Genomic DNA, 26,216 nt, shown 5'->3' with positions numbered 1-26,216 from the left:
CTATCCTTTATAATATACCCTAATCAAACAAAAAACATGCAGTGGGAAAGTTATTTTCCCCTATACATGTCTTTAAAAATTCTCATAGCCATTATCAAAATCATAGCCATCCATTATATTCTCCTGATTATCATACCATGAACCATCTTCAAAACTTTGAATTATACCAAATACAAAGGTAACGAAAAAAACGATACTTAGAATAAACGTAATCACTGTTAAAATACAACCTGAGATCAATAAGCCCAGTCTTTTCTTATCTTCAAAGGCTGGTTTTTTGATAATGAAGTAAACAATCATTACGATAATGACACTTGTAAAAGCAATCAGCAAACACCACAAAGCGGCATTCATATTGCGACTTTCAGCATCTTTGTAAATCCAAATAGCAAGCAATACGCGTCCAGCGATTCCAAAAACAGCGCAAAGTAAAAATAAAAATGGTAAAAAAAGTAATGCTGTCATCTTCTTTCCTCCTCAACTAACTATTTTAATATTACACCGTAAAATGCTTCTACACAAATGTTTTATTCTAATTTCTCTAGACAAACGCGTTTATTTCTTAGCAAAGGTGGGTATTTCTTATTGTTAGATTATAAGAAAGGGAAATGAAAATATGAAAAAAAAGAAACAACAAATTAACCCACAAGAAATGATAATTGTTGACACAAAAACGGCGCAAAAGGCTGTTGTTGCTACTGGTTTAGGAAATGCAATGGAATGGTTTGATTTCGGGATTTATTCTTACTTAGCTGTTATTATTGGGAAAGTCTTTTTTCCTGAAATGGATGGCATTTTGCAACTTGTCTACACATTTGCAACCTTTGCGATCGCTTTTATTATGAGGCCAATTGGTGGCTTTGTATTTGGCTGGCTTGGTGATAAATGGGGCAGAAAAAAAGTTTTAACCATTACGATTTTAATGATGGCTTTTTCAACACTTTGTATTGGCTTAATACCTGGATATAAATCAATTGGAATTGCAGCTGCCGTATTGTTACTTGTTGCGCGCTTGGTCCAAGGATTTTCAACAGGTGGCGAATATTCGGGAGCGATGACGTACATAGCAGAATCAGCACCAGATAAAAAACGTGGGATCTTAGGTAGTGGCTTAGAAGTCGGTACGCTTTGTGGCTATATTGGCGGTTCGGGTCTCGTTACTTTACTTACATTTATTTTAGGTGATCAAACAATGCTTGAGTGGGGTTGGCGCATCCCATTTTTCGTAGCTGCACCACTTGGTTTGGTTGGACTTTATCTTCGTTCGAATTTAGAAGAAACTCAAGCATTTCAAGAGCTACAAGAACAACAAGAAGACGACGAAAATACGCAGCCTTCATTTAAAGAGATTTTGTTATATCATAAAAAATTCTTATTTGTTGGGATTGTGATTGTTGCTTTTTATAACATTGTCAATTATATGGTTCTTAGTTATATGCCGTCACATCTAAGTTCTGTTCTTGGTTATGGGAATTCAAAAAGCTTATTACTGATCTTAATTGTGATGTTTATTATGATTCCATTTGTTTTCTTAATGGGTCACTTAAGCGACAAAATTGGGAATAAGCGTATTGTGCAAGCTGGCTTAATTGGAATCATTGTATGTGCTTGGCCGGCTTTTTCATTAATCAGTCAAAATCATATCTGGACAGTATTTTTGGGGTTGGTGTTATTAGCACTTTCGCTATCTTTTTTCGAAGGAGCATTACCTTCACTTCTACCAACACTCTTTTTCACAGATGTTCGTTACCGCGCTTTATCTGTAACTTTTAACATTTCGGTTTCAATTTTTGGTGGGACAACGCCGATGGTTGCTTCGTTTTTAATTAACAAAACAAATAATGATCTTATGCCGGCTTTTTATATGATTGCTGTTTGTCTCATTGGTTTTGTCGTTGTCACATTTATGTTTCGCGATACTTCTGGAAAATCGCTTCGTGGATCATTCCCTGCTGTTGAAAGTAAAGAAGAAGCTGCTGCACTTGGAAAAAACCCTAAAAAAGCGCTTTGGTGGAAGAAAGAAGAGAAAGAAATTAAAAAGAAAATTGATGAAAGTTCTTAGCATCTAAATAGGGCATAAACGAATTAAATCGAGGCGAAATTAGCCTGATTTAATTCGTTTATGCCCTATTTTCTGCTCGTGAGTTTTTAGCTGTTTTTCTTTACAAATTCTGATTTTAATTTCATTGCGCCAAAACCGTCAATTTTGCAGTCAATATTATGGTCGCCTTCAACCAAACGAATATTTTTTACTTTGGTGCCTATTTTTAATGGATTTGAGCTTCCTTTTACTTTTAAATCCTTAATAATCGTTACTGAATCACCATCTTGAAGCGTGTTTCCATTTGCATCACGCACTTCATTATTTTCATCTGCATTTGTTTCTTCAGCATTTGTCCACTCATGGCCGCATTCAGGACAAATAAACAAACCACGATCTTCATACGTGTATTCTGAGTTACAAACTGGACAATTAGGTAATTTTGACATTTATTTTTTCCTCCATTCATTTCTTTCTTAATTATACCGAAAACTTCCTGAATTACCATACTTTTTTCTGCTTAAAAGGACGTTCCAGAAAAAAAACTTAACAAACTCCCCCTTCTCCTATATAATAGATGAAGAGTATTTAAAACGCTAACCTTAGAAAGCGAGTGAATAATATGGGCCGTAAATGGGCAAATATTAAAGAAAAAAAAGCATCAAAAGATACGAATAATAGCCGAATCTATGCAAAATTTGGCATTGAAATTTACGTTGCAGCAAAATCAGGCGATCCAGATCCTCATGCGAATCAAAAGTTACGTTTTGTCATTGAACGAGCTAAGACTTATAACGTACCAAAACATATTATTGATCGTGCCATTGAAAAAGCAAAAGGCACTGGTGATGAAACTTATTCCGAACTCCGCTATGAAGGTTTTGGTCCAAATGGTTCAATGGTCATTGTTGATGCCCTAACAAACAATGTAAATCGCACAGCATCTGACGTTCGTGCTGCTTATAGTAAAAATGGCGGCAACATGGGCGTGAGTGGTTCTGTTGCTTATATGTTTGATAATACCGCTGTTTTTGGCGTAGCTGATAAAAATGCTGACGAATTATTGGAAATTTTAATGGAAGCTGAAGTTGATGTGCGTGATATTCTTGAAGAAGATGATCAAGCGATTGTTTACGCCGAACCAAGTGATTTCCATACTGTCCAAGAAGCTTTAAAAAACGCTGGTATCACTGAATTTACTGTTGCAGAAATTGAAATGCTGCCACAAAATGAAATCACACTTGCTGGTGATGATCTAACTAAATTCGAAAAAATGATCGACGCTTTGGAAGATCTAGAAGATGTCCAAAAAGTCTATCACAACGTTGAATTGTAGGAATCAACTACTTATCACTTAGCTGTTTCTAATCCATCATCCCTTTACCGGAAAGAATCTTATCGATATATTTCTCTATCCTAGCGATTCTAGTTTTTGACTGTTTGGCATCTGAAAAGTAGTGAATATAAGCTTTCTTTCGGCCTGGTGTTAAATTCTCAAATGCTGATTTAAGCTCTGGCAACGTATCCAATTTTTGCTGAAATTCGGCAGGAATGGGTGCTTCTTGCCTCGGCTTTTTTTCTATTGTCAAACCCGCTTTTTCTACTTCAATCGCTTTTTTCACATAATCTTTAATCGTAGCTGACATATCGCGAATGCTTCCTACTTCTGTAAAACGAATTTGACGACCAACATGCGTCTTTTCTCCGGTTTTAACTAAAATACCTTTACCATCATCTAACAAAACGCCTTTAAAAAATAAAAGTGCCACGTATGCTTTAAACCCTTGAATAATAACAATATTTTTTCCTTCAGATAAATAGCAAGGCTTTCCCCACTTTATCTCTTCTGTAAGCCCAAGGTCAAGCAAAATTGATCTAAGCTCTTCCATCTCTTCTTGCCACTGTGTTACTTCGCTTAAATATTCACTTACTTTGGGATTTATTTTATTTGTTGGCATCAAAAAACACCTCACATTATTTTTTATCATTATAACACACTATAAAAAGCTGTAAGAATAATGCAGTTTCTCATGCACTATCCTTACAGCTTTTTTGATTAAGCGGTTGTCCTTTTACGCGAAGGGCGAAGATAAGTCGCCCAAACCGTTACTAAACAAAGCAATGTGAAGATCGCAAGGAAAACAAATCCAAGCGAAAAGGTTCCGGTTGATTGTTTGATTGCCCCGAGCGCAAGTGGTGGGAAAAAGCCCCCCAATCCACCAGCCGCACCAACAAACCCAGTCACGGCTCCAGTGTTACCTTTTGAAACCATAGGCACCATTTTAAAAACAATACCGTTTCCTAAACCAATTGTTAATGCGGTTAAGAAAATCACAGTCGTAAAAACAACAAAGTTTTGTAAGAAAGAAGCCATGATCAGTGCAAAAACAGTAACGAAAGCAAAAACTAGCGTTAATAGTTTTGTGGAATTAATTTTATCCGCTAACACACCTCCAACTGGACGCATACAAGTTGCCACTGCTGCAAAAGCTGCTGCAATAAGGCCTGCGTTAACTGGAGTCATACTAAATTGATCTCCCATAAAAGAAGGCAAGTAATTACTTAAAGCAACAAACGCTCCAAAAGTTAAGAAATAAAACAATGACAGATACCAAGTATTTTGATCTTTAACAACAGATAAGGACTTAGCAAGAGTTTTCTTTTCTTTCGGAAGCTGCATTTCTTTTGCTAGTAAAGCGAATAAGACAATGATAACAACTAAAGCACCAATCAATGAGTAATAAACTGAGTCAAAGCCCCATGTATTGTTAATCCGTGGAATAAAAAGGCCTGCTAGAGCGTTACCAATGTTTCCCATACCAGCAATGCCAAGAATCAACCCTTGCTTTTCAGGTGGAAACCATGAAGAAACATAAGAGATTGCTACCGCAAAAGTCGTCCCTGCCATACCAATAAGGAGCGCACAAAGTAGTAACATTGGGAATGAAGCAACGTTTGGAATAAAAAGTAACGGAATAATAATGAAAATCATCGTTCCAATATAAACTTTCTTTCCTCCAACTCTATCGCTTAAAATCCCCATTGGAATCCGCATAATGGAACCTAATAAAACAGGTGTAGCAATGAGCAAACTTTTCTGCGATGCAGTTAGATCATAGGTTTGCGCAATTTGGTTAGCCACTGGAGATAAACTTGCCCACACCATAAATGATACAGCCATAGCCACTGTTGCCATAATAAGAGCAATGACTGCATCTTTTTTTGAATAATTCATTGTAAACTTCCCTTCTCATATTAAAGCTTTCTTGGTTGCATTATTACATATTAACTTTTTCACAAATAAATATCTATTAGGGAAAAGCCTAATCAATTTAAAAATCAATTAAATTCTTTTTAATTGCGTAATGAACTATATCCGTGCGTTTTTCAAAACCTAATTTATTCATAATATTTGTTTTGTGCGCCTCTACTGTTTTTACCGAAATAAATAGTTTTTCAGCAATTTCTTTATTGCGATAGCCTAAAGCGATTAGTGGTAGAATTTCTTGCTCACGGCGAGATAAGAGTTGATAAGAATCCACTTTTTCCTCTACTTCATTTTTCAAAATAAATTCACGGACAAGTGCCGGTGCTACTTTAGGATGGATATAAATACCACTATTATAAACAGCACGAATGGCTTCGATCATTTCGTCATCTTTGGCATTTTTTAGCAAATAACCTGATGCGCCAAGTCTTAATGCTCGGAATAAATATTCTTCGTCATCGTGCATTGTCATAATTAAAACTTTTACATCAGGGTAGTTTTCCTTAATTTTCCTTGTTGTCACTAAACCATTTTCACCGGGAGGCATGCTAAGGTCCATCAAAATGACGTCTGCTTGCGTACGCTCCATTTCCATTACAGCTTCAAGTCCGTCTGCAGCATCACTGACAACTTCCATATCTTTTTGCGCATTAATAATATAAGATAGCCCGCGCCTAACAACCGCATGATCATCAACAAGCATGATTCGAATCATCGGTATTTACCTCCTAACTAATGGGGATTAAAACAGAAATCTGCGTACCATTCCCAATTTCTGAATGAATGGTACATTTCCCCCCAAGAAGCTCTACTCGTTCCTGCATATTCATTAAGCCAAGTCCAGTGCCTTTTATTTCAATATCCTCTGTTGAAAAACCGCAACCCTCATCAATAATTTCAAGTAACAAGGTATTGTCGCGTTTTCTAAGTGTAACGATGATCTCGTCTACATCCGCATATTTAGCAGCATTCGTTAATGATTCTTGAGCCACACGATAAAGCATCGTTTCAATTGCGCTAGAAAAACGTTCATGGTGAACATTAGAAATAAGTGCTACTTGAACACCAAAGATTTGCTCATAGCGTTTGCAATAAGATTTCAATGCCGAAAACAGACCTAAATCATCAAGTGCTGATGGGCGTAATTCAACAGCCATGTTACGGATATCATCTAAAATTGTAGAAATAAAGCTTTCGATGCCTTCCATTTGTTCATTGAAAGTAAGACCTTTTTCCATATATTTTAGTTTGCGAACTTCCATTAAGGCACTATACATTTCCTGCGCCAAGCCATCATGCAACTCACGTGATAGTTTTTTTCGTTCAGCTTCATGGGCGTTCATTACATACTTTGTTAATGTTTTCTTTTGAAGTAACTCTGCTGTTTCTTGTTGTTCAGTTAAATTTCTTAACGAGAGCACGCCAATCCCTTGCTCTGCATCCATTAATGTAAAAGAAGCACTATAAGGGATTTCACCTTTTTCTTTATGCTTAACAAAAATTTGAAAAGCTTCTCCTCTTTCACGTCTTTTGATAAAACAATCATGACAAGTTTTTTCATCATTAATTGATGTATAGCCTTTACAAATCACACAAAAATCAATGAAGTCTTGTATTTTAACATGGTGTTCAGCTAAAAGTCTTTCTGCAGCTTTATTTTTATTGATAATTTCTTGATTTGCATCAACGAAAAAAATGGCATCACTTGTCTGTTCAAAAAACAAATTCGTTAATTTTTGTTCATTTGAAATTTTTCCCAAAGCGATTACACCTTCTTATTTTTTTAATTCTATAATTGTTGCAACAAGTCCATTTGCAGTCTTGTTAAGCACATGCATCAGACTATCATCCATCTCTGTTACTTTCCGGTAGCCGCCAACAAGGACAGCAATAACTTCCTGCTCCGATAAAACTGGAACAGCAATAAGTGATGCCAGGTTTTCTGTGATCGCGATCGGAAATTCTTCAAGTGGGCCTGCTAATTCTTCTTTAAAATTAGTAACAATCATTGGTCTAGCAGTTTTCCATACAATCCCTGCAAAGCCTTTACCAACTTGAAGCACTATTTTTTGATAGCGATTATTACGATTACCTGAAACGTATTTCCACTTAATAACTTTTTGATTAGATTCTTTCGTATTGATGGCTATGCCTAAAAAATCAAAGGCATAGTCAAGTCGTGTATCCATTAATGAATCTGTGATGAGTTGCTCAAGGCTGTCTACCATTTAACTCTTTCAACCTCCACTATATTCTAGTTACAATATAACTGCGCTTAACATAGCCAAGCGGGACACTCCATGCATGGACAAGCCTCGTATACGGGAAAAGAGCAAAAATGATAAATGCGCTAATGATGTGCAACTTAAAAAGAAGAGGCACATTTGTCATTAAATTCATATCTGGATGGAGTAAAAAGATCTGTCTAAACCAAACAGCAATATTTTCTCGGTAATTAAAGCCTGGATGCATGTGATCTGTTAATAATGTACTCAAAATACCTAAAATTAAAGTAAGCACAAGTGTCAAATTAACAATAATATCTGTTGCTGAACTAAGTCGCCTCACATTGCGATTCCCTAGTCTTCTAAATGTTAATAAAAACATGCCGATAAATGCCATAATCCCAAATACACTACCAACTAGAACAGCAACAAGATGATACATATGCTCACTAATCCCAACTGCATTTGTCCAAGATTCAGGAATGATAAGCCCAACAAAATGGCCACCAACAACAAAGATGATCCCTATATGGAATAACATACTCCCGACCATCAATTGCTTCTTCTCAATAAACTCGCTTGATTTTGCTGTTACGCTAAACTGATCATAACGATAACGGAAAATATGACCGACAATAAAACTAGCAAGCACGAGATAAGGTGATACCACCCATAAAAATTCATTTAACATGCTGTCCCTCCTTTATGCAACAAACAAGCCTTAAATTCAGTTCGAACTGCCTGAATTAAATACTGATAAGGATGATCTTCTTCTTGTAAAGCATTAAGCAAGTGATATGTTCCATCTTCAATCACACCAATGGAAACTTCAATATCTTGAATCCGCTCATCACTATACCACTCTCCAGCTTCATAAAATTCAAGCATCAATGGTAGATAGTCCGTCAATTCAGTATCCTCAGCAAGCAAACCAAACATCTCATAAAGCACTTTTAATTTAGCCAGCATTTGTCCACGTTCTCTTGCATCTTCAAATTTATAAAAAGTCATGTACATCGTTGTTGCCTTTGAAAAATCAAACGTTGTTACGTACTTTTCTTCTATTTCAGTAAATGATAATAACTTCATCTCTTGCCAAAACGAAGCCAAACACTCGCTTGCTTCTTTTTCAGCGAGATCTAATTGCTTAAAAATAAATTCTTCGTTTAAGATTTGCTTCTCAGGATAACTTAATAAACTTGACAGCTTTCCAAAAACAGGTCTTTTATCATTCAATTTTTGTGAGTCAATCACGCCAAATACCTCCGTAAAAGCTCTCTTCATAGATTTCTTGGGGATCTTTGCCATTTGCTTGTGCTTCTAGGATTGGTGCGTGTTCACTTGCTAAACTACAGCCAGTACATGCATCATTTTCATATCCTGTGCTACCTTGTGCGCTATACATATCAATCTGCTCTTCTCGGTGATTTAACGGAATGACAAAGCGATCTTCATATTTAGCGATAGCAAGTAAACGATACATTTTCTGCGTTTCTTTTTTTGTTAAATTGACACGCGCTAATTTTTCATCATCAAATTCTTTTCCAGATGAAACAGCTCGCATATATAAACGCATCATTGCCATTTTCTTTAACGCGGCTTTTATAACTTCTTGATTCCCGGCAGTTAAAATACTTGCCAAGTAATCGACAGGAAGGCGCATTTCTTCAATGGCTGGAAAAATCATATCCGGATTATTCACTGAATCTTTACCTTCAAAATAATTCATGATTGGTGAAAGTGGTGGGACATACCAAACCATTGGCATTGTGCGATATTCTGGGTGTAGCGGGAAAGCAATCTTATATTCTTTGGCCATTTTATAAACGGGTGAATTTTGAGCAGCTTCAAGCCAATCTTCAGCAATTCCATCAAGTCGTGCTTGTTTAATAATTGCTGGATCATTTGGGTCAAGAAAAAGATCCAGTTGCGCTTCATACAGTTCTTGTTCATTTTTAGTTTCAGCAGCTTCTTTTACACGATCCGCATCATATAACATAACGCCTAAATAGCGAATCCGGCCAGTGCAAGTTTCAGAACAGACAGTAGGGAGACCTGCTTCAACGCGAGGAAAGCAAAAGGTACATTTCTCAGCTTTGTTTGTTTTCCAATTGAAATATACTTTTTTATATGGACAGCCAGACATACAATAGCGCCAACCACGACAAGCTTCTTGGTCAACTAATACAATGCCATCTTCATCACGTTTATACATCGCTCCACTTGGGCAAGATGCAACGCAAGCAGGATTTAGGCAATGTTCGCATAACCTTGGTAAATAAGCCATAAAAGCTGTTTCGAAATTAGATTTAATTTCTGTTTCAATTTTTTTCATATTTGGATCTTGTGGTAGAGTTTTTGGTGCGCCTGCAAGATCATCTTCCCAGTTAGGACCCCATTCGATTTCCATGTGACGCCCAGAAATAACAGATTTAGGACGAGCAACGGGCTGGTTTTTCTTTTCTTCTCGTGTAAATAGTTGATCGTAATCATAAGTCCATGGTTCGTAGTAATCTTTCAACTCAGGCATATCAGGGTTATAGAAAATTTTACCTAAAGCAATTTTATTTAATTTAGAACCAGCTTTAAGTTCTAGGTTGCCTTTTCTGTTTAGTTTCCATCCCCCTTTATAATGTTCTTGGTCTTCCCAGCGTTTTGGATAACCAATGCCTGGCTTTGTTTCAACATTATTAAACCAAATATATTCAGCACCTGGGCGATTTGTCCACGTGTTTTTACAAGTTACACTACATGTGTGACAACCGATACATTTATCCAGATTCATGACCATCCCAATTTGTGCCTTAATCTTCAAGCCAGTCCACCTCTTTCAATTTTCTAACAGCGACATAAAGATCGCGTTGGTTACCGATTGGCCCGTAATAGTTGAATCCATAACTTAACTGGGCATAACCACCAACCATTTGTGTTGCTTTCACATGAATTTTTGTTGGCGAATTATGACTTCCACCGCGTGTTCCAGTAATTACATTTCCTGGGACATTAACATGTTTGTCTTGCGCATGATACATGAACATTGTCCCAACAGGAATACGGTGACTAATCACTGCACGAGCGGTAACAATTCCATTGCGATTGTAAACTTCTAACCAGTCATTATCATCAATTCCAGCTTTTTCAGCATCTTCATGATTTAACCAAACATTTGGACCACCACGGAACAATGTGAGCATATGCTGATTATCTTGGTACATACTATGGATATTCCATTTTCCATGTGGTGTTAAATAGCGCAATGTGATTGTTTTCTCAGTTTCTGTAACTTCGGCATCACGCGTAGCGAATACTTTTGGTGGTAAAGTTGGTTTATAAATCGGGAGTGTTTCGCCGTATTGCATAAATAATTCGTGATCGATATAAAATTGTTGTCTCCCAGTTAATGTTCTAAATGGTACCAATCGTTCGATATTGGTTGTAAATGGTGAATAGCGTTTTCCATTGGTATTTGATCCGGTAAATACAGGTGTTGGAATAACTTCACGTGGCTGTACGGTTATACTTTGGAACGTAATTTTTTCTGCTTCCCGGTCTTTTGCTAAATCAGCTAATTGAGTGCCGGTTGCTTCTTCTGCACTTTGCCAAGCGCGAACAGCAACTTTTCCATTTGTTGCACTAGAAATTGTTAAAATGGCATCAGCAACTTGTTTTTCATTTTCAATGATTGGCTTCCCATTTTTAATTGTATCATCGGTGTAAACCCCATTGATCGTTTTCAAATCTTCATATTCGCCAGCAACAGAAAATTGGGTTCCGTGTGCGCCAACTTTTCCAGTAGTAAGATTTGGGCCAAGTGTGATAAATTTATCATAAATTTGCGTATAATCGCGTTCAACGACTTGGAAGGTAGGCATTGTTTTCCCAGGAATAGCTGCAATTTCACCTTTTTTCCAATCTTTAATTTCACCATAGCTTTGCGAGATTTCCATTTTTGAATCGTGTCCAAGTGGGAGCATAACGATATCTCGTTCAGGCTGCTTAAATGCATGTTTTGCCATGGCTGAAAAGGTTTGTGCTAAACCTTTAAAAATATTCCAATCTGATTTTGACTCCCAAAGCGGGCTGATCGCTGGATTAAATGGATGTACAAATGGATGCATATCCGTGCTTGATAGGTCTGTTTTTTCGTACCAAGTAGCTGCTGGTAAAACGACATCAGAATACATTGGTGTTGCAGTCATTCTAAAATCCAGTGTAACAAGTAAGTCAAGCTTGCCGCGTACTTCCTCATCACGCCATACAACTTCTTCTGGTTTAAATTCATCATTTGCTGTGCTAAGTAAATTATCTGTTGTTCCAAGCAAATGTTTCATGAAGTATTCTTGTCCTTTTCCGCTTGAAGAAATGAGGTTAGAGCGCCATACAAACAATCCTCGTGGGAAGTTTACAGGATTATCTGGGTCTTCTACGGCAAATTTTACTTTTTCTGTCTTTAAATCTTCTACTAAATCAGCAATGAGCTCTTCACTACTTTTATTAGGGCTTTCTTGTGCAAAGATTAAACTATTTTTATCAAATTGTGGAAATGATGGTAACCAGCCAAGGCGCGCAGCAAGCACGTTATAATCAGCGGGATGCTGATATCTTAGAGGTTTTCCAAGTGGCGATTTTAAAGCGTCATTTTCCATTTCTTCATATTTCCATTGATCTGTTGCAAAATACCAGAAACTCGTTGCATTTTGTTGGCGAACAGCACCTTGCCAGTCTTTCGCAAAAGCCACAGTTTGCCAGCCTTCAATTGGACGACATTTCTCTTGTCCAACATAATGCGCCCAGCCGCCGCCATTTCTTCCTTGTGAAGCTGTTAAGATAACAAGGTTTAAAATAGAACGGTAGATCGTGTCGCTGTTGAACCAGTGATTGATCCCCGCACCCATGATAATCATCGAACGTCCGTCTGTATCTAAAGCATTTTGGGCAAATTCACGAGCAATTTGTGTGACAATACTTGCTTTCACGCCTGTGATTTTTTCTTGCCAAGCCGGTGTATATTCGCTAGTAGCATCATCTAGACCTTTTGCTGCCAATGGATCATTTTCATAACGAGCAATACCATATTGGCTTAACATAACGTCAAAAACTGTTGCAACAAAACGCTTTGTCCCATCTGCTAGCGTAATTTCACGTACTGGAATCGTACGCTCAAAAACGCCATTTCCTTTTTCATCAAAATAAGGAAATTGTACTTTTTGATATTGGCCACAAGAAACAGACAGTGCTGGATCAATTTGATGCCCATCTTCTGCTTCAAGAGATAAGTTCCATTTCTTCTCCTCTTCATAGCGTGCACCAATTGTTCCATTTGGCACAATGATTTCATCGGTTGAGGCATCAATAATACACGTCTTCCAATCGCTATTTTCAGATGGAATACCTAAGTCTGCAATACGCAAGAAACGGCCTGGTATAAGCCCGTTTTGTTCGCTTTCATCGAGTAACAATAAAAAGGGCATATCCGTATATTTTTTAGCGTAATTGATAAATAGTTCTTCTTGACGTTCTACGTAAAATTCTTTCAAAATAACATGTGTCATCGCTTGTGCTAATGCCGCGTCAGTTCCTGGATTAGGTGCTAACCAGTTATCAGCAAACTTTACATTTTCAGCATAATCTGGTGCCACTGCAACGACTTTCGTACCTTTATACCGAACTTCTGTCATAAAATGAGCGTCTGGTGTACGGGTAAGCGGGACATTTGATCCCCACATCATGATATAGCCAGCATTATACCAATCGCTTGATTCTGGCACATCAGTTTGCTCACCCCAAATTTGCGGAGAAGCAGGTGGAAGATCAGCATACCAATCATAAAAACTGAGCATTTCCCCGCCAAGCATTGTAATAAAACGCGAACCAGCAGCATAGCTAATCATTGACATTGCTGGAATTGGAGTAAAACCAGCGATACGATCGGGACCATATTTTTTAATTGTGTAAGTGAGCATTGCTGCAATTAAAACATAGGCATCTTCCCAAGAAACACGGACTTGACCACCTTTTCCTCGCGCTGATTTATATGCTTGTGCTTTTTCAGGGTCTTCAACGATGCTCGCCCAAGCAGCCACAGGATTAGGATGCTGCTTTAAAGCATTCTGCCACATCCGGAAAAGACGACCGCGAATATACGGATATTTAATTCTCAGCGGGCTATATTCATACCAAGAAAAGCTCGCACCACGTGGACAACCACGCGGTTCAAATTCTGGCATATCTGGGCCACAACTTGGATAATCAGTTGCTTGATTCTCCCAAGTAATAATGCCGTTTTTTACAAACACTTTCCAACTACACGATCCAGTACAGTTCACTCCATGTGTTGTGCGCACTACTTTGTCGTGACTCCAACGATTGCGGTACATTTTTTCCCAGGCTCTACTTTTCTCTTCTAGTATTGTCCAATTGCCATTAAATTTTTCGGTGCGATTGAAAAAACGCAAGCCTTTTTTTCTATATTTCAACGGAAAGTCACCTCTTAAGAATTATCGGTAAATAGCAACACTATAATATACTATTCACTACCAAGTCCACATCGGGGAAACCCCTAGTCTTTTTGTTAATGAGAAAACAATATAAACTATACCATAATTAAAAAGACAATATATTTTTCAATTTCATTACAAAATCGCTCTTTTTTATCAATGAAAAAGATTAAATTCTGTATTAATACAGATGCAAAAAACAAGTTGAAGTTATATAAAAGAAATTTGTTTTTTTGCAATATTGTTATTGTATTCACTTTCACAAAATAGTAGACTATATTTGTAAAGTATATTTAACGCTTACATAAAGACTTCAAACGTTTCAAGGAGGAATAGAATAAAATGGTCAAAGCATGGGAAGGTTTTAAAGGAACCGAATGGCAAGATACGATCAATATTGGTAAATTCGTACAAGATAACTATACACCTTATAGTGGTGACGAAAGCTTCTTATCTGAAAGCACTCCTCGCACAGCGAAACTAAATGAAAAAATTAATCAACTTGTCGACGAAATGGATGCTAAAGGCGGCGTTCTTGACATGGATAACAAAATTGTTTCCAATGTCGCATCTCACAAAGCTGGTTATGTTGATGAAAACCTTGAAGTGGTAGTAGGCCTGCAAACCGATAAGCCATTTAAACTAGCATTCATGCCAAATGGTGGGCTTAGAACTGCAGAACAATGTTTAAAAGAAAATGGCTATGAAGTAGATCAAGAAATGCATGATTTCTTCCTAAATAACCGCCCAACAGCTAACGATGGTATTTTTCGCGCTTATACCGCCGACATCAAACGCGCTCGCCACTCTCATATCGTAAGTGGTTTACCAGACGCCTATTCTCGAGGTCGAATCATTGGCCTTTACCAAAAACCAGCACTGTACGGCGTTGATCGCTTAATCGCTGACAAACAAGCAGACTTACAACAAATCCCAATAACTTCTGATGAAAACATTCGCCTTCGCGAAGAAATCTGGTTACAAATCAAAGCATTAAAAGATTTGATTGCTTTAGGAAATGAATACGGCTTAGAGCTTGGACGTCCAGCTGAAAATGCACAAGAAGCAGTTCAATGGACTTATATGGGCTATCTTGCTTCTATCAAACAAGCGAATGGTGCAGCAAGTTCATTCGGACGGGTCCCTATTTTCTTAGATATCTATATCCAGCGCGATTTAGAACGCGGAATTATCACTGAACTTGATGCACAAGAATTAATTGAGCAATTAACGCTCAAATTAAGAATGGTACGTTTCGCACGTACAAAAGGATATAACGAACTCTATGCTTCCAATCCAACATTTGTTACAACTTCTATGGCTGGTATGGGCGCTGATGGTCGTCATCGTGTAACAAAAACTGATTATCGTTTCTTACACTGCCTAGATAACTTAGGCAACTCTGCTGAACCAAATCTAACAGTACTTTGGGATGCGCGTTTACCTGAAGAATTCAAAACTTATTGCATGAAAATGAGCGTTAAGCACTCTTCTATTCAATATGAAAATGATAAATTAATGCAAGAAGAAGGCTATGGCGATATGCAGTGTATCAGCTGCTGCGTAAGCCCACTAAACCCAGAAGCAGATAAAGAAAAAGGCGAAACACATAACCTACAATACTTCGGAGCTCGTGTTAACGTACTAAAATGCCTACTCGGAGCTATTAATGGCGGCCGTGACGATCTTCATAAGGAAGAACGTGTATTTAATGTTGTTGAACCGATCACATCAGAATATCTAGATTACGATGAAGTCCTAGAAAAATTTGATGTTGCAATGGATTGGCTAACTGACACCTATGTTGATGCCATGAATATTATCCATTTCATGACAGATAAATATAATTATGAAAGTATGCAAATGGCCCTACTTCCAACAAAAGTAACAGCTAACATGGGATTTGGAATTTGTGGTTTTGCAAATGTAGTAGATAGCTTAAGTGCGATTAAATATGCAAAAGTAAAAACAATTCGTGACGAAGATGGTTTTGTTTATGACTATAATGTAGAAGGAGATTTCCCTCGTTATGGTGAAAATGATGATCGCGCTGATGATCTTGCTGTTATGGTTCTTAAAATGTTTAAAGAAAAACTTGATTCACACAAGCTATATAAAGATAGCGAAGCAACTGTATCAATCTTAACCATCACATCAAATGTAGCTTACTCTAAACAATGTGGTAATTCACCTGTTCATAAAGGCCCTGAGTTCGATGAAAACGGAGTAATGACTCGCGAACCTGAATTCTTCAGCCCAGGTGCAAATCCTTCAAATAAAGCAAAAGGTGGTTTCTTGGATAATTTAGCAAGTCTGACTAAAATTCCATTCCATTACGCAAATGATGGTATTTCCCTAACAATCCAAGGTGCACCAAAACTATTTGGTAAAACAGCGGAAGAACAATCACACAACCTTGTAGGTATTCTCGACGGTTACTTTGAAAAAGGCGGCCAACATATTAATTTAAACGTCTTAAATCATGATGAAGTTGTCGCTAAAATCAAAGCCGGAATTCCTGTTATCTTGCGTATTAGCGGCTATTGTTTAAATACAAAAGACCTTAACGACGAACAAAAAATGGAACTTTGCGAGCGCATGTTCCACGAAAAATTAGTCGGTTAATTTTTCAGCAAAAAGAATCTGGAACATAAGTATTGGTCCCAAGAAAAACAAGCTTTCAAAAATCAAATGCCTGATTTTTGAAAGCTTGTTTACTTGTAAACCGAAATAACTCACGTCTTTGGCGATATCCTTTTGACAAAATAGAGGGCCGCTAAAATTGTTGATTTTTCTTATCTAATCTCCAAAATAAAGAACCTAGGACATCATGCCATTCCACTATATTTAAAAAATAGAGTATAGGTGCTACACTTCGAACACGACAAATCGAACGAAAGCGTTTGTATTGAAAAAGTTTGCCAGAAGCCGGAAGCAGAGCGTACAACTGTATGTGAGAACCGGAAGTCTGGCAAACTTTTTAAATTACAAACGCCTTGTCGCCGATTTATTTTGTGTATCCTTCTAATTATTAGCTTTTCGTTTTCTCCACCACATGATCACTACACCTATTACGATCAAAATCCCTACAAAAATCCATGCTTTTTCAAAAACATCACCTGTATCTGGAAGAATTTTGTCGATGTCTTTTGGTTTTGAAGAAGATCCGCCTGCCACATTAGGCTGGTGAGGCTTAGTAGTTGAACCAGGAGGATTCGTCTTTTTGACATTGGTTACAGTAACTTCTACCATTTTATCTTGTTCTTTTGTAATCGTAAATCCAATAGGTGTAGAGTCAAGCCGATATCCAACTGGCGCTTTCGTTTCGACAAATTGATATTCACCTGGAGATAGGCTCTCTACCGCTAACTTCCCTGTCGCATCTGTCCGAAGGTTTTTTTGTAAAACTTTTCCGTTTTTGTCTTGAAGTGTGAAAGTGGCACCTGCTAAAGCTTGTTTGGTCTGTTGATCTATTTTTGTTAACATAACACCTTGCTGCTTCATTTCATTTGTTTTTTGCACTTGAACCGCTTGGGCCTGGCCTTTTATAATCGTAAATGATACTGGAGAAGCATCAAGCTGATATCCAACTGGCGCCTTCGTTTCAATGAGTTGGTAATCACCTGGCATGAGCTTGTCTATCGTTAACTTTCCTGCTTCATCTGTGGTTAATTCTTTCTGTACTACCGTGCCCCTCGGGTCTTGTAGCTCAAATACAGCGCCTGGTAAAACATCTTTCGTCTGTTGATCTATTTTCGTTAAAACCACACTTCCTGGAATAAGTTGATTCGTTTTTTGTACTTGAATAGGTTGTGTTGGATTATTTGGTATCGTGAATGGAACCGGTTTTGTATCTAGTTCGTAATTTGCTGGGGCTTTCGTTTCCACGAATTGATAATCTCCTGGTTCTAAATCCTTCACCTGGATTTGACCAGATGAATTGGTAGTAAGCCCTGTTTGAAGTTGCTTTCCATTTTGATCTTGAAGTGTAAACTCTGCACCTGCTAGTGTCTGTTGAGGTTCTTCTTGCGCGACTTTTGTTAAAATTACTTCGCCCACTTGTTTCTCGTTTTCTGCCATCACTTCTACAGCCTGTGTTTGTTCCCCTGTAATTGTGAAAGGAATAGGTGTCGTATTTAATACATAGCCTTCGGGGGCTTTGGTTTCAACAAATTGATACGATCCGACTTGTAAATCTTTTAATGCAATTCTACCATCATCATCCGTCTTTAGGTCAGTTTGGAGATCTTTGCCTGAAGCGTCTTGTAAGCTGAATTCCGCATTCGCTAGGGTTTGCCTGTGATCTTGTTTATCAACTTTCGTCAACAATACATCGCCGGGTTGTTGTTGATTTTTCGCTGTTATTTCTAATGTTTGAGTAGGATTATGCGCAATGGTAAACGCAAGAGGTGTTGGATCTAAGATATACCCCACTGGCGCTTTGACTTCAACGAATTGGTAATCCCCTGGCGCCAGGTCTTTTACTATTAATTGTCCTTTAGAATCCGTAGTCAATCCCATTTGCAGGTTTTTACCAGTAGAATCTTGTAAGTTAAATTCTGCTCCAGCTAACGTTTTGCTCGTATCCGTCTGATCAACTTTTGTAAGTCTTACATCGCCGGGTTTTTCTTGATTCGTTGCTTTCACTTGAACAGGATTTCCTGCATTAAGTCCTGTGACGGTAAAAGGAATTGGTGTCGTGTCTAAAAGGTAACCCGTCGGTGCTTTCGTTTCGATAAATTGATATTTTCCTGCTGGAAGATTTTGAACAGTGATTTGCCCTGCATTATCCGTTGTTAATCCTGTTTGTAATATCTTGCCTGAACCATCTTGTAAGTTAAATTCTGCTCCAGCTAATGTTTTCGTTTCATCGCGTTGATCGACTTTTGTTAAGGTTACGTCTCCGGGTTTTTCTTGATTTGTCGCTTTTACTTGAACGGGATCAACGGCATTGTCCGCTGTCACGGTAACAGGAATAGGCGTCGTATCTAGAATATAACCTTCTGGGGCTTTCGTTTCGACAAATTGGTAATCTCCAAATTGAAGTCCTTCTACTTTCAATTTTCCTTCACTATTTGTCATTAGCCCTGATTGAATAGTCGTTCCAGAGCGATCTTGAATACTAAACTCTGCTCCAGCTAACAGTTTATTGGCATCCTTTGCATCGCTTTTGGTAAGCTCAGCAGCGCCTGTTGTGACATAATCAAAGGAAGTGAGTTGAAATTGTTGTAAATTGTAGCCAACACCTGTAGAAGCAGCAACAATAAAGGCTAATGCATCTTCTGTTATCCAATCTGAAACATCTTTTGTCCATACTTGTCCATCATAAGTTACTGTAATCTGTTTACTTGCTCCATTATAGGCAAATGTCACATCTTTAAACTGATTATTTGAGGGTTCAGAAATCTGCTTTCCAGGTGCATCACTTCCCATATAAGTCGAAAGTATACCCGAATTATCTGCCTGAATAAAACTAGCAAAAGCTACGCCGTATCCTCCCTGATTCGTTCCATTTCCAAACTCTGATGGATCAGGATTAAATCCTGTATTAGCATTGACATTAAAATAAGTATCAAACTTAAACCCAAATGCATTCTTTAATCCTCCTATACCAAGACCCCCACCGTATGCTCCTACATCAGTTGTGTTCCCTGGGTGAAAACCAAAGCCAATACCATCTGCTCCCCAATCAATTTGAGACTTATCCCCCAAATTGATTTTTCCTTTCAGCGTAAAGTTCTTGGTTACATCAATCTTACTTTTTAATGAAAAATTACCACTTTGCCAAGTTGTATTTGGTGTAATCGTAACTATGCCCGTAGATTGTTCATAAGTAGCTGAACCGTTCAATCTAAAATAATCTAAAAAATTACTCGGTGTTACATGGATGTTCCCATCAGTATTGTCTGCTGCTTTAGCATGGTCTGCTTCTGAAGATATACTAGAAGCAGAGAAAACACTTGCTAACGTGATTAAAAAAACAGCCATTATTTTTAGTTGTTTCATTAAAACTTCTTTCATATTCTTAAAAACTCCTTTTTAAAATTAGTTGTATAAAAATTAAACTTTTTCATAGACAGATAGTTTAATTAGGATATTTTTTCAGTTGCTCACATTTTAATACTTTGTTACTGACCACTTTTAAAAGCTCCTTCTCTTATTCTGATTAATCTTCTTTATACATGATCTTTCCGTCCCCTTTAAATTCAAAGCATAGAGGATACTAGATTATAGCTTTGTTGCTACCTGTAGTATAGCACCTAAACTGGTTAACACGTGTCCCGTTATCATGTTGTTTTTAAGAAAAAATGGGACATCTATCATTATTACTGCAAATTAGATAACTCTTCCCTTTTAAAAAAGATATAAAACTTATACCAAAAGTGATCTGGATAACTTACATGTTTTTTGTAAAATATTCTGACTCATTTCATTACTTAAAAACTAATGTCCTCTCTTTTGATTAACTAAAAGATGAAGTAAGATATGAGTGAGTAATTGAAAATCCCAAAGCAATTTACAAATTAGCAGCAAATTATTCCTAAAAAGACTTTTATATCTTCAATTATTGCAGCACATGTAAAAAAGCTATATTTTCTATTGCCACAATGAATCAAAGTACTAGAGATCTTCCTTTGTTATATTTTAGATTAAACAAAGATACGAAATTTGAGCATTTTTTCCATTTCCCACCAGTTGGGAAACCTTCCTGTTGTATAATCATTTGTTGCATCCTGGAAAGAGAAGTAGTTAAAAGTCCTCCCTTAGTAGAATAACAAATATACACGCTTCGTTGTCGATGAATTGTAAAGGATGCATACGCTCTCCCTGAAGTATAGTAAGTATAGTTCATTATTATTTAACCCCTGTTCATTTATTCTATGTGTAGTATACCACCTAATTTAATTCACACGTGTCCCGATATTTTATTATTATTTAGCGAAAAACGGGATTTTTAGTTTTGGATCGATAGGAGCGTATGCCTTTACTTACCTATGCAACTTATCAAAAAAATACTGAAACAACCGAAGAAAAACAGCTTTCAAATCCGCGTGTCGCTACTTGAGTTCACTTGCTTCTTTGTTTGAAGGTGAATGATATAGTGGTAAATCTAAGAAAGTATCCTATCAAAAGATTTACAACTAAACAAGCTCTCAAAAATCAGGTATTTGATTTTTGAAAGCTTATTTTTCTTTAAACAACAATTTACTTTTTTATTAATCTAACAAGTTCAGCCCATTTGTATATAAAAACTTATTTAGCTGTTGTTTTGAAAGCACCTCTGTATTTTCTAGCTCTCCTTATAGTGTAGTAATCATCTTGACAGGCGTATATGGCGTATCAAACCAATAAACGATCTTATTTTCAAAGGAATTCTCATCTAAAAAGCTTTAACCAGTAATATCACGTTTTCGGTAACTAATCATTCCCGCAATAATTAGCACTAAAGCAATCACACTTGAAACAATAAGCGGCATTGAATCCATTTTTTCAACGGGAAGACGCGGAACCCAACCATAGGGGGTGAGATGAGTTAAATAATCCGGCACTTTAAGCAGTTTGCCAAGATAAACTACAAAAAAGGAATAATAAAGATAGAGCCAAATAAAAGTAGCAATCTGTGGCATAAATCCAATGAAAAGGACAGCAAGACCAATCATAACAAAAGTTGCCGGTAGATATACCATCGCCGCATTAAAATAAATATGAAAAGCAATTGGATTTGTCATCACTGCATGTGAACCCTAAAACAGCAGCAAAAAGCATAATAAAGCTTATTAAAATAGCAAAAATCAAATAACTAAACATCACTTTAAAACGCGATATCGCTCTTGTTAATAAATGTTCCATCCGATTCTTACGCTCTTCACTTTTCATTTTTAAAACGAGCATTAACGCAGGAATAGCAGAAATAATTGCCAAAATCGACATCAATGTAGCAACAAACTGTTCTGTAAAACTTAAGTGGCTGCCTGAAGATAATAATTGCTTAACCAAAGCATTATCTTTAAAAAACGATTCCAAATTACCAAAAACTGATCCATAAGAAGCGCCTAGAACGACCAGTCCCAAAAACCAAGAAATTAAAGCCGTACGCTGAAGTCTAAGAACCAATCCAAATGGTGAAAGCAGCCAACTTGTTGCTTGCTTTCTTCCAGAAAAAGTGGGTAAATAGCCCGCTGCCAAATCACGAATCGAACTTAAATAACAAGCCGCTAAACTAATAATGATCGCAGTCGAAATAACCAACAAAATCGGCGCCCAGTAATTATTGACATATACCTCTACTTTCAAAATCCAACCTAGCGGCGAAAACCAAGACAACATTTCATGACTAACGTCTCCTACAGCACGCACCAAATAGCTAAGCCCCAAAATAAGCAATGAAAAACTGACCGTCCCTCTTGAACTTTCACAAAGCTGGGCAAAAAGAGCAGTCACAGCAGCGAAAAAAAAGCCAGTTCCGCCTAAACACATCCCATAAAGAAGCGAACCATTCAAATCTAAACTAGAAATTCCAAGAAGCGTTAAACCAAAACCAGTTCCTAGAGCTAACAAGATGTTAACAAAAAGCATCGTTAGCATTGTTGAAAGCAAATTAGCTAACCGGCCTACCGGAAGTGAATGAATTAATTCTAATCCGCCATCCTCTTCATTCGCACGTGTACTACGAGTAACAATTAAAATATTCATGATAGCGACGACGATTGCTGTAAATAAAAGCATTTGTTGGCCCATCATTGCACCAACCGTATAATGACTAGCACCTGTAGCGGGCCCAACCATCGCAATCATAGCCGGATTTTTCATCGTTTCGGCCATTGAAGCACGCTCTAAACTAGTGCTAAATGCACTTTGGAAAGCTTGAGCAATAAGGACACTGACTGCAATTAAAGCTACAAGCCAAACGACTAATCCTAATCGATTACGACGAAAATTAAACTGAATAAGCTCCCCTGTCTTACTAAAAAGTCGCTTACCCATTGCTCCTCACATCCTCTTCCACGTGGTCATAATGGCGCATAAAAACATCTTCTAAAGTCGGGGGTGTACTTTCTAAATTCACTACACCACAGTGACTTATCTTTTGAATCAGTTCATTCAGCTTTTCTGAATCCACCTGAAATAAAAGCTCATTTCCTTGATGCTTAACATGATATACGCCTTCCATTTCAGCTAAACCTACAACTTCTTGCTTGGTTTCAATTCGTAGGTTGAGTCTTGTTAAATGGCGCATATCATTTAATGAACCACTTTCAATAATTTCACCTTGGCGGATAATCGCTATTTTGTCGCAAAGCTTTTCCACCTCAGATAAAATATGACTTGATAACAAAATGCTTTTTCCAGCACTTTTTGCTTCAAAAACACAATCTTGGAAAACTTTCTCCATTAAAGGATCAAGGCCAGACGTTGGCTCATCTAAAATATAAAGTTCAGCATCTGTTGCAAATGCTGCGACTAACGCTATTTTTTGTCTGTTTCCTTTAGAATAAGTACGACACTTTTTAGTGGGATCGAGATTAAAACGTTGTAACAACTCATCACGTTTAGAACGATTGAAACTCCCTCGTAATTTCATCAACAAATCGATAACCTCACCACCGCTTAAATTGGGCCATAAGACAACATCTCCTGGCACATAAGCGATGCGTTTATGAATCTCAACCGCATCTTTCCATGAATCTTGTCCAAAAATCTTACTTTTCCCTTGATTTGCCTTAATAATCCCTAATAAAATGCGAATTGTCGTGGACTTCCCGGCACCATTTGGGCCAATAAAACCAAGTATTTCTCCTTCGTTTAAAGTCAAATTAACCCCATTTAATGCCGTGACTTTGCCAAACTTTTTCACGATATCTGCTACTTCAAGCACAGCCATTTTATTCTCCCCCAGTCAAAATTATGAAATATATTAATATATAAACACTATTTTATTTACAAATAATAATGAAATTCTTTTATTGTTTTATTGCATATTATTTATTACACTAACCATGAGCGATGATTTTATGAACGGCTTTAAAAAACGGCGCCAGCAAAAAGAAGAAGATGTATCACAAGTAACCATCTACAATTATTTCGAAAGCAAAGACAATCTTTCTAGACGCGTTTTTCTTTATTATATCGAGCAAGCAACAAAAGACTTTGAAAAGCTTATTTACAGTAATGTTTCCTTTCCCGAAAAAATCAAACATTTACTTTTTAATGAAGCGGATATGTCTACAAATATGAACCCAAATTATTATGAATCTTTCATGACCGAATACTCCCGTGATCCAGATTTTGCGCAAATATACAACGATAAATACATCATTCCTTTGCTAGAGCATTTGTTTGCTGAAGGAGCATCAGCCAGATATATTGACTATACATTGAATAGCCAAGTGCTGATTTTCTATATGTACAAATGTGAATTAAATATGCTCAAAAAAATGGTCCTAAAGCGGAGCTATTACCATATGCCGACGATATTCTCAAAATCTTCTTTTATGGCATTTTTGGTGAACGCCAATTAGAAAATAAATAAAGTTTATCACCTTCTTTTGGTAAAGTTAAAGGAAGTGCTATAATAACAATATTCACGAATAAAGGGGAATCAGATTTTCAATGATTAATAAATATGAACCATTCAATCTATTTTCAAATTTTTCCAAATCAGCAGAGCGTTTTCCTGATCAAACCATCCAATTTGATGAACCACTTCCTTCCTTTCCAGAACTTACACTTTCAACCACATACTTAGAAAGCAAAAAAGCGCTAATCGTAAAAGCAAGCCAATTGCAGAAATTAGGTATTGTAAAAAGCAACAAGGTCATTCTTTATAAATCAGCCCAATTTGATACTTATTTACTCGCTGTTGCCCTTGCTTATATTGGTGCTGTCCCAATCATGATTTCGCCACATCTCCCCGTGGAAACCATGGATATTTTAACCGAACGCTTAGGTAATCCGTGGTTGATTTGCGACTTTGCCACCCAAAAAAGAAGTCAGCAGCTACAAAAATTGGATACGAATCAACTTATCTTTGCTGAAAAAATTAACGATATTACCATTGAAACCCTCTCTTCACAAATAAAATTACCAGACGACATGATTTCTTATATGACACACACTTCTGGAACAACTGGTGTCCCAAAATTAATTGCACACTCCGCAAATTCCATGGGATGGCGTATTAAATGGCAAAAAAACATCTTAAGTTTAATCCGTAAGCGTGGTTTAGTCGCTTTTCATATTTCGCCAGTACATTCACGTTTCAACATTGGCATCTCCTCTCTCATGGCCAAAGGATTTCCACTTCTTTCCATTGCAAATCCTAATCTTAAAAACGTGGCATTCGTTCTACGAAAATGCGAACCTTTCATCATTGAGACACACCCAAACCATTTTGTTCAGTGGACACAACTAGCTAAGGAAAAACCTGAAGTATTCGCTAGCGTCAAGTACTATCATTCAACTTTCGATGCAATTAACAAAGAAACAATGGCCATTTTTTTACGTACTTCGAAATACCGCAAGCCCATTTTCTTACAAGTTTATGGACAAAGCGAGTGCGGGCCTATGATCATGCGTTTTCATACTAAATCAAGCTTAAAGCGAGCAAATGCACGCGTCATGGGGGTTGGCATGCTAGGTTTAACGAAAGCTCGTATTGTAGATCAAAACGGACGAGTTCAAGCTGCTGGAACGCCGGGAAATATCCAAATGCTATCAAAAGGACGAGCGCTTACTTATTTTAATGAAGACCAGCGCTTTAATGAAAACGTCTACGGAAAATGGTGGGACAGTGGTGATTACGGTGTAAAAAATCGTTTAGGCAGCTTATCTTTACTCGATCGCCAAGTAGACCTTATCCAAACGATTGATAGTACACTCGCCATTGAAGACCGATTGCTTGACCAATTAACTTTTTTAGATGAAGTGATCATTATTCGTGGCAAAGAAGGGAAACCACAGCCCATTGTTTCAGTGCGAGCAGGTCAAAAAATGGACTTTGATCGTTGGTTTGCCGCAATTTCTGACTTCCCTCATTTAAACGAACCAATCATGATGGATTACGATAAGATTCCTAGAACAGCAACAATGAAAGTACAACGGCTGCGTTTAGAAAAAGCACTTACCCAATCTGAATAAATCCAAAATATAGCCTCCCTCATCCTAACTTATTTTTTAGTAAAAAA

General features: G+C 37.3%; 20 protein-coding genes. 5 read left to right on the top strand and 15 right to left on the bottom strand.

The genetic code is table 11. The annotated features are described in order from the left end of the window. Nucleotides 1-72: 72 nt before the first annotated feature. Nucleotides 73-465, bottom strand: coding sequence for a peptidase (locus G6Q10_RS00665; RefSeq protein WP_163651851.1), 393 nt, complete (start codon nt 463-465; stop codon nt 73-75). Nucleotides 466-616: 151 nt separating this feature from the next. Between G6Q10_RS00665 and G6Q10_RS00660 the strand changes: the two genes are divergently transcribed. After that, nucleotides 617-2,062, top strand: a complete 1,446-nt coding sequence (locus G6Q10_RS00660) for an MFS transporter (RefSeq protein ID WP_163651849.1) — start codon at nt 617-619, stop codon at nt 2,060-2,062. A gap of 86 nt (nt 2,063-2,148) precedes the next feature. Here G6Q10_RS00660 and G6Q10_RS00655 read toward each other — a convergent pair whose 3' ends face one another. Further along, entirely contained in the window at nt 2,149-2,490 is a 342-nt protein-coding gene (locus G6Q10_RS00655) for a zinc ribbon domain-containing protein YjdM (RefSeq protein ID WP_163651847.1), read from the bottom strand. 173 nt (nt 2,491-2,663) lie between these two features. Between G6Q10_RS00655 and G6Q10_RS00650 the strand changes: the two genes are divergently transcribed. Next, complete coding sequence (locus G6Q10_RS00650) at nt 2,664-3,377, top strand: YebC/PmpR family DNA-binding transcriptional regulator (protein WP_163651845.1); 714 nt, start codon at nt 2,664-2,666, stop codon at nt 3,375-3,377. 28 nt (nt 3,378-3,405) lie between these two features. Here the strand turns inward: G6Q10_RS00650 and G6Q10_RS00645 are convergent, their stop codons facing one another. The 9 genes from G6Q10_RS00645 to G6Q10_RS00605 form a co-directional block, all read right to left on the bottom strand. After that, complete coding sequence (locus G6Q10_RS00645; RefSeq protein WP_163651844.1) at nt 3,406-3,999, bottom strand: YdeI/OmpD-associated family protein; 594 nt, start codon at nt 3,997-3,999, stop codon at nt 3,406-3,408. A gap of 98 nt (nt 4,000-4,097) precedes the next feature. After that, on the bottom strand, nt 4,098-5,276 hold the full coding sequence (locus tag G6Q10_RS00640) for an MFS transporter (protein ID WP_163651841.1): 1,179 nt from the start codon (nt 5,274-5,276) through the stop codon (nt 4,098-4,100). 97 nt (nt 5,277-5,373) lie between these two features. Beyond that, nucleotides 5,374-6,024 carry a response regulator transcription factor gene (locus tag G6Q10_RS00635; protein ID WP_163651840.1) on the bottom strand — a complete coding sequence of 217 codons (651 nt, stop codon included), beginning with the start codon at nt 6,022-6,024 and terminating at the stop codon, nt 5,374-5,376. 13 nt (nt 6,025-6,037) lie between these two features. Further along, entirely contained in the window at nt 6,038-7,069 is a 1,032-nt protein-coding gene (locus G6Q10_RS00630) for a sensor histidine kinase (RefSeq protein WP_163651838.1), read from the bottom strand. Between the two features lie 15 nt (nt 7,070-7,084). Beyond that, nucleotides 7,085-7,537 (bottom strand): GAF domain-containing protein, encoded by a 453-nt coding sequence (locus G6Q10_RS00625; protein WP_163651836.1) that lies wholly within the window; start codon nt 7,535-7,537, stop codon nt 7,085-7,087. Between the two features lie 19 nt (nt 7,538-7,556). After that, nucleotides 7,557-8,225, bottom strand: a complete 669-nt coding sequence (gene narI, locus G6Q10_RS00620) for a respiratory nitrate reductase subunit gamma (RefSeq protein ID WP_163651834.1) — start codon at nt 8,223-8,225, stop codon at nt 7,557-7,559. Further along, nucleotides 8,219-8,788 carry a nitrate reductase molybdenum cofactor assembly chaperone gene (gene narJ / locus G6Q10_RS00615; RefSeq protein WP_163651832.1) on the bottom strand — a complete coding sequence of 190 codons (570 nt, stop codon included), beginning with the start codon at nt 8,786-8,788 and terminating at the stop codon, nt 8,219-8,221. The genes narI and narJ overlap by 7 nt, the downstream gene beginning before the upstream one ends. Beyond that, on the bottom strand, nt 8,781-10,349 hold the full coding sequence (gene narH / locus G6Q10_RS00610; RefSeq protein ID WP_163651830.1) for a nitrate reductase subunit beta: 1,569 nt from the start codon (nt 10,347-10,349) through the stop codon (nt 8,781-8,783). The genes narJ and narH overlap by 8 nt, the downstream gene beginning before the upstream one ends. Then, nucleotides 10,339-14,010 (bottom strand): nitrate reductase subunit alpha, encoded by a 3,672-nt coding sequence (locus G6Q10_RS00605; protein WP_163651828.1) that lies wholly within the window; start codon nt 14,008-14,010, stop codon nt 10,339-10,341. Before G6Q10_RS00605 ends, narH begins: the two co-directional genes overlap by 11 nt. 363 nt (nt 14,011-14,373) lie before the next feature. Between G6Q10_RS00605 and pflB the strand changes: the two genes are divergently transcribed. Further along, a complete protein-coding gene (gene pflB, locus G6Q10_RS00600) occupies nt 14,374-16,656 on the top strand; it encodes a formate C-acetyltransferase (RefSeq protein WP_163651826.1) in 2,283 nt (760 codons plus the stop codon). Nucleotides 16,657-17,055: 399 nt separating this feature from the next. Here the strand turns inward: pflB and G6Q10_RS00595 are convergent, their stop codons facing one another. The 4 genes from G6Q10_RS00595 to G6Q10_RS00585 form a co-directional block, all read right to left on the bottom strand. Further along, on the bottom strand, nt 17,056-20,052 hold the full coding sequence (locus G6Q10_RS00595) for a SpaA isopeptide-forming pilin-related protein (protein WP_163651824.1): 2,997 nt from the start codon (nt 20,050-20,052) through the stop codon (nt 17,056-17,058). Between the two features lie 1,370 nt (nt 20,053-21,422). Further along, nucleotides 21,423-21,761, bottom strand: a complete 339-nt coding sequence (locus G6Q10_RS10140) for a hypothetical protein (RefSeq protein ID WP_370519488.1) — start codon at nt 21,759-21,761, stop codon at nt 21,423-21,425. Next, nucleotides 21,727-23,016, bottom strand: coding sequence for an ABC transporter permease (locus G6Q10_RS00590; protein WP_370519487.1), 1,290 nt, complete (start codon nt 23,014-23,016; stop codon nt 21,727-21,729). The genes G6Q10_RS10140 and G6Q10_RS00590 overlap by 35 nt, the downstream gene beginning before the upstream one ends. Continuing rightward, nucleotides 23,009-23,914, bottom strand: a complete 906-nt coding sequence (locus G6Q10_RS00585; RefSeq protein ID WP_163651822.1) for an ABC transporter ATP-binding protein — start codon at nt 23,912-23,914, stop codon at nt 23,009-23,011. The genes G6Q10_RS00590 and G6Q10_RS00585 overlap by 8 nt, the downstream gene beginning before the upstream one ends. 130 nt (nt 23,915-24,044) lie before the next feature. On the opposite strand from G6Q10_RS00585, the gene G6Q10_RS00580 reads away from it, so the two are divergent. Then, entirely contained in the window at nt 24,045-24,551 is a 507-nt protein-coding gene (locus tag G6Q10_RS00580) for a TetR/AcrR family transcriptional regulator (protein WP_163651820.1), read from the top strand. A gap of 91 nt (nt 24,552-24,642) precedes the next feature. Further along, a complete protein-coding gene (locus tag G6Q10_RS00575; RefSeq protein ID WP_163651818.1) occupies nt 24,643-26,169 on the top strand; it encodes an AMP-binding protein in 1,527 nt (508 codons plus the stop codon). Nucleotides 26,170-26,216: the final 47 nt, after the last annotated feature.

This window comes from Listeria sp. PSOL-1, from assembly GCF_902806445.1.
In the GTDB taxonomy this organism is placed as follows: Bacteria; Bacillota; Bacilli; order Lactobacillales; family Listeriaceae; genus Listeria.
This window is presented reverse-complemented; position numbering and strand designations above follow the sequence as displayed.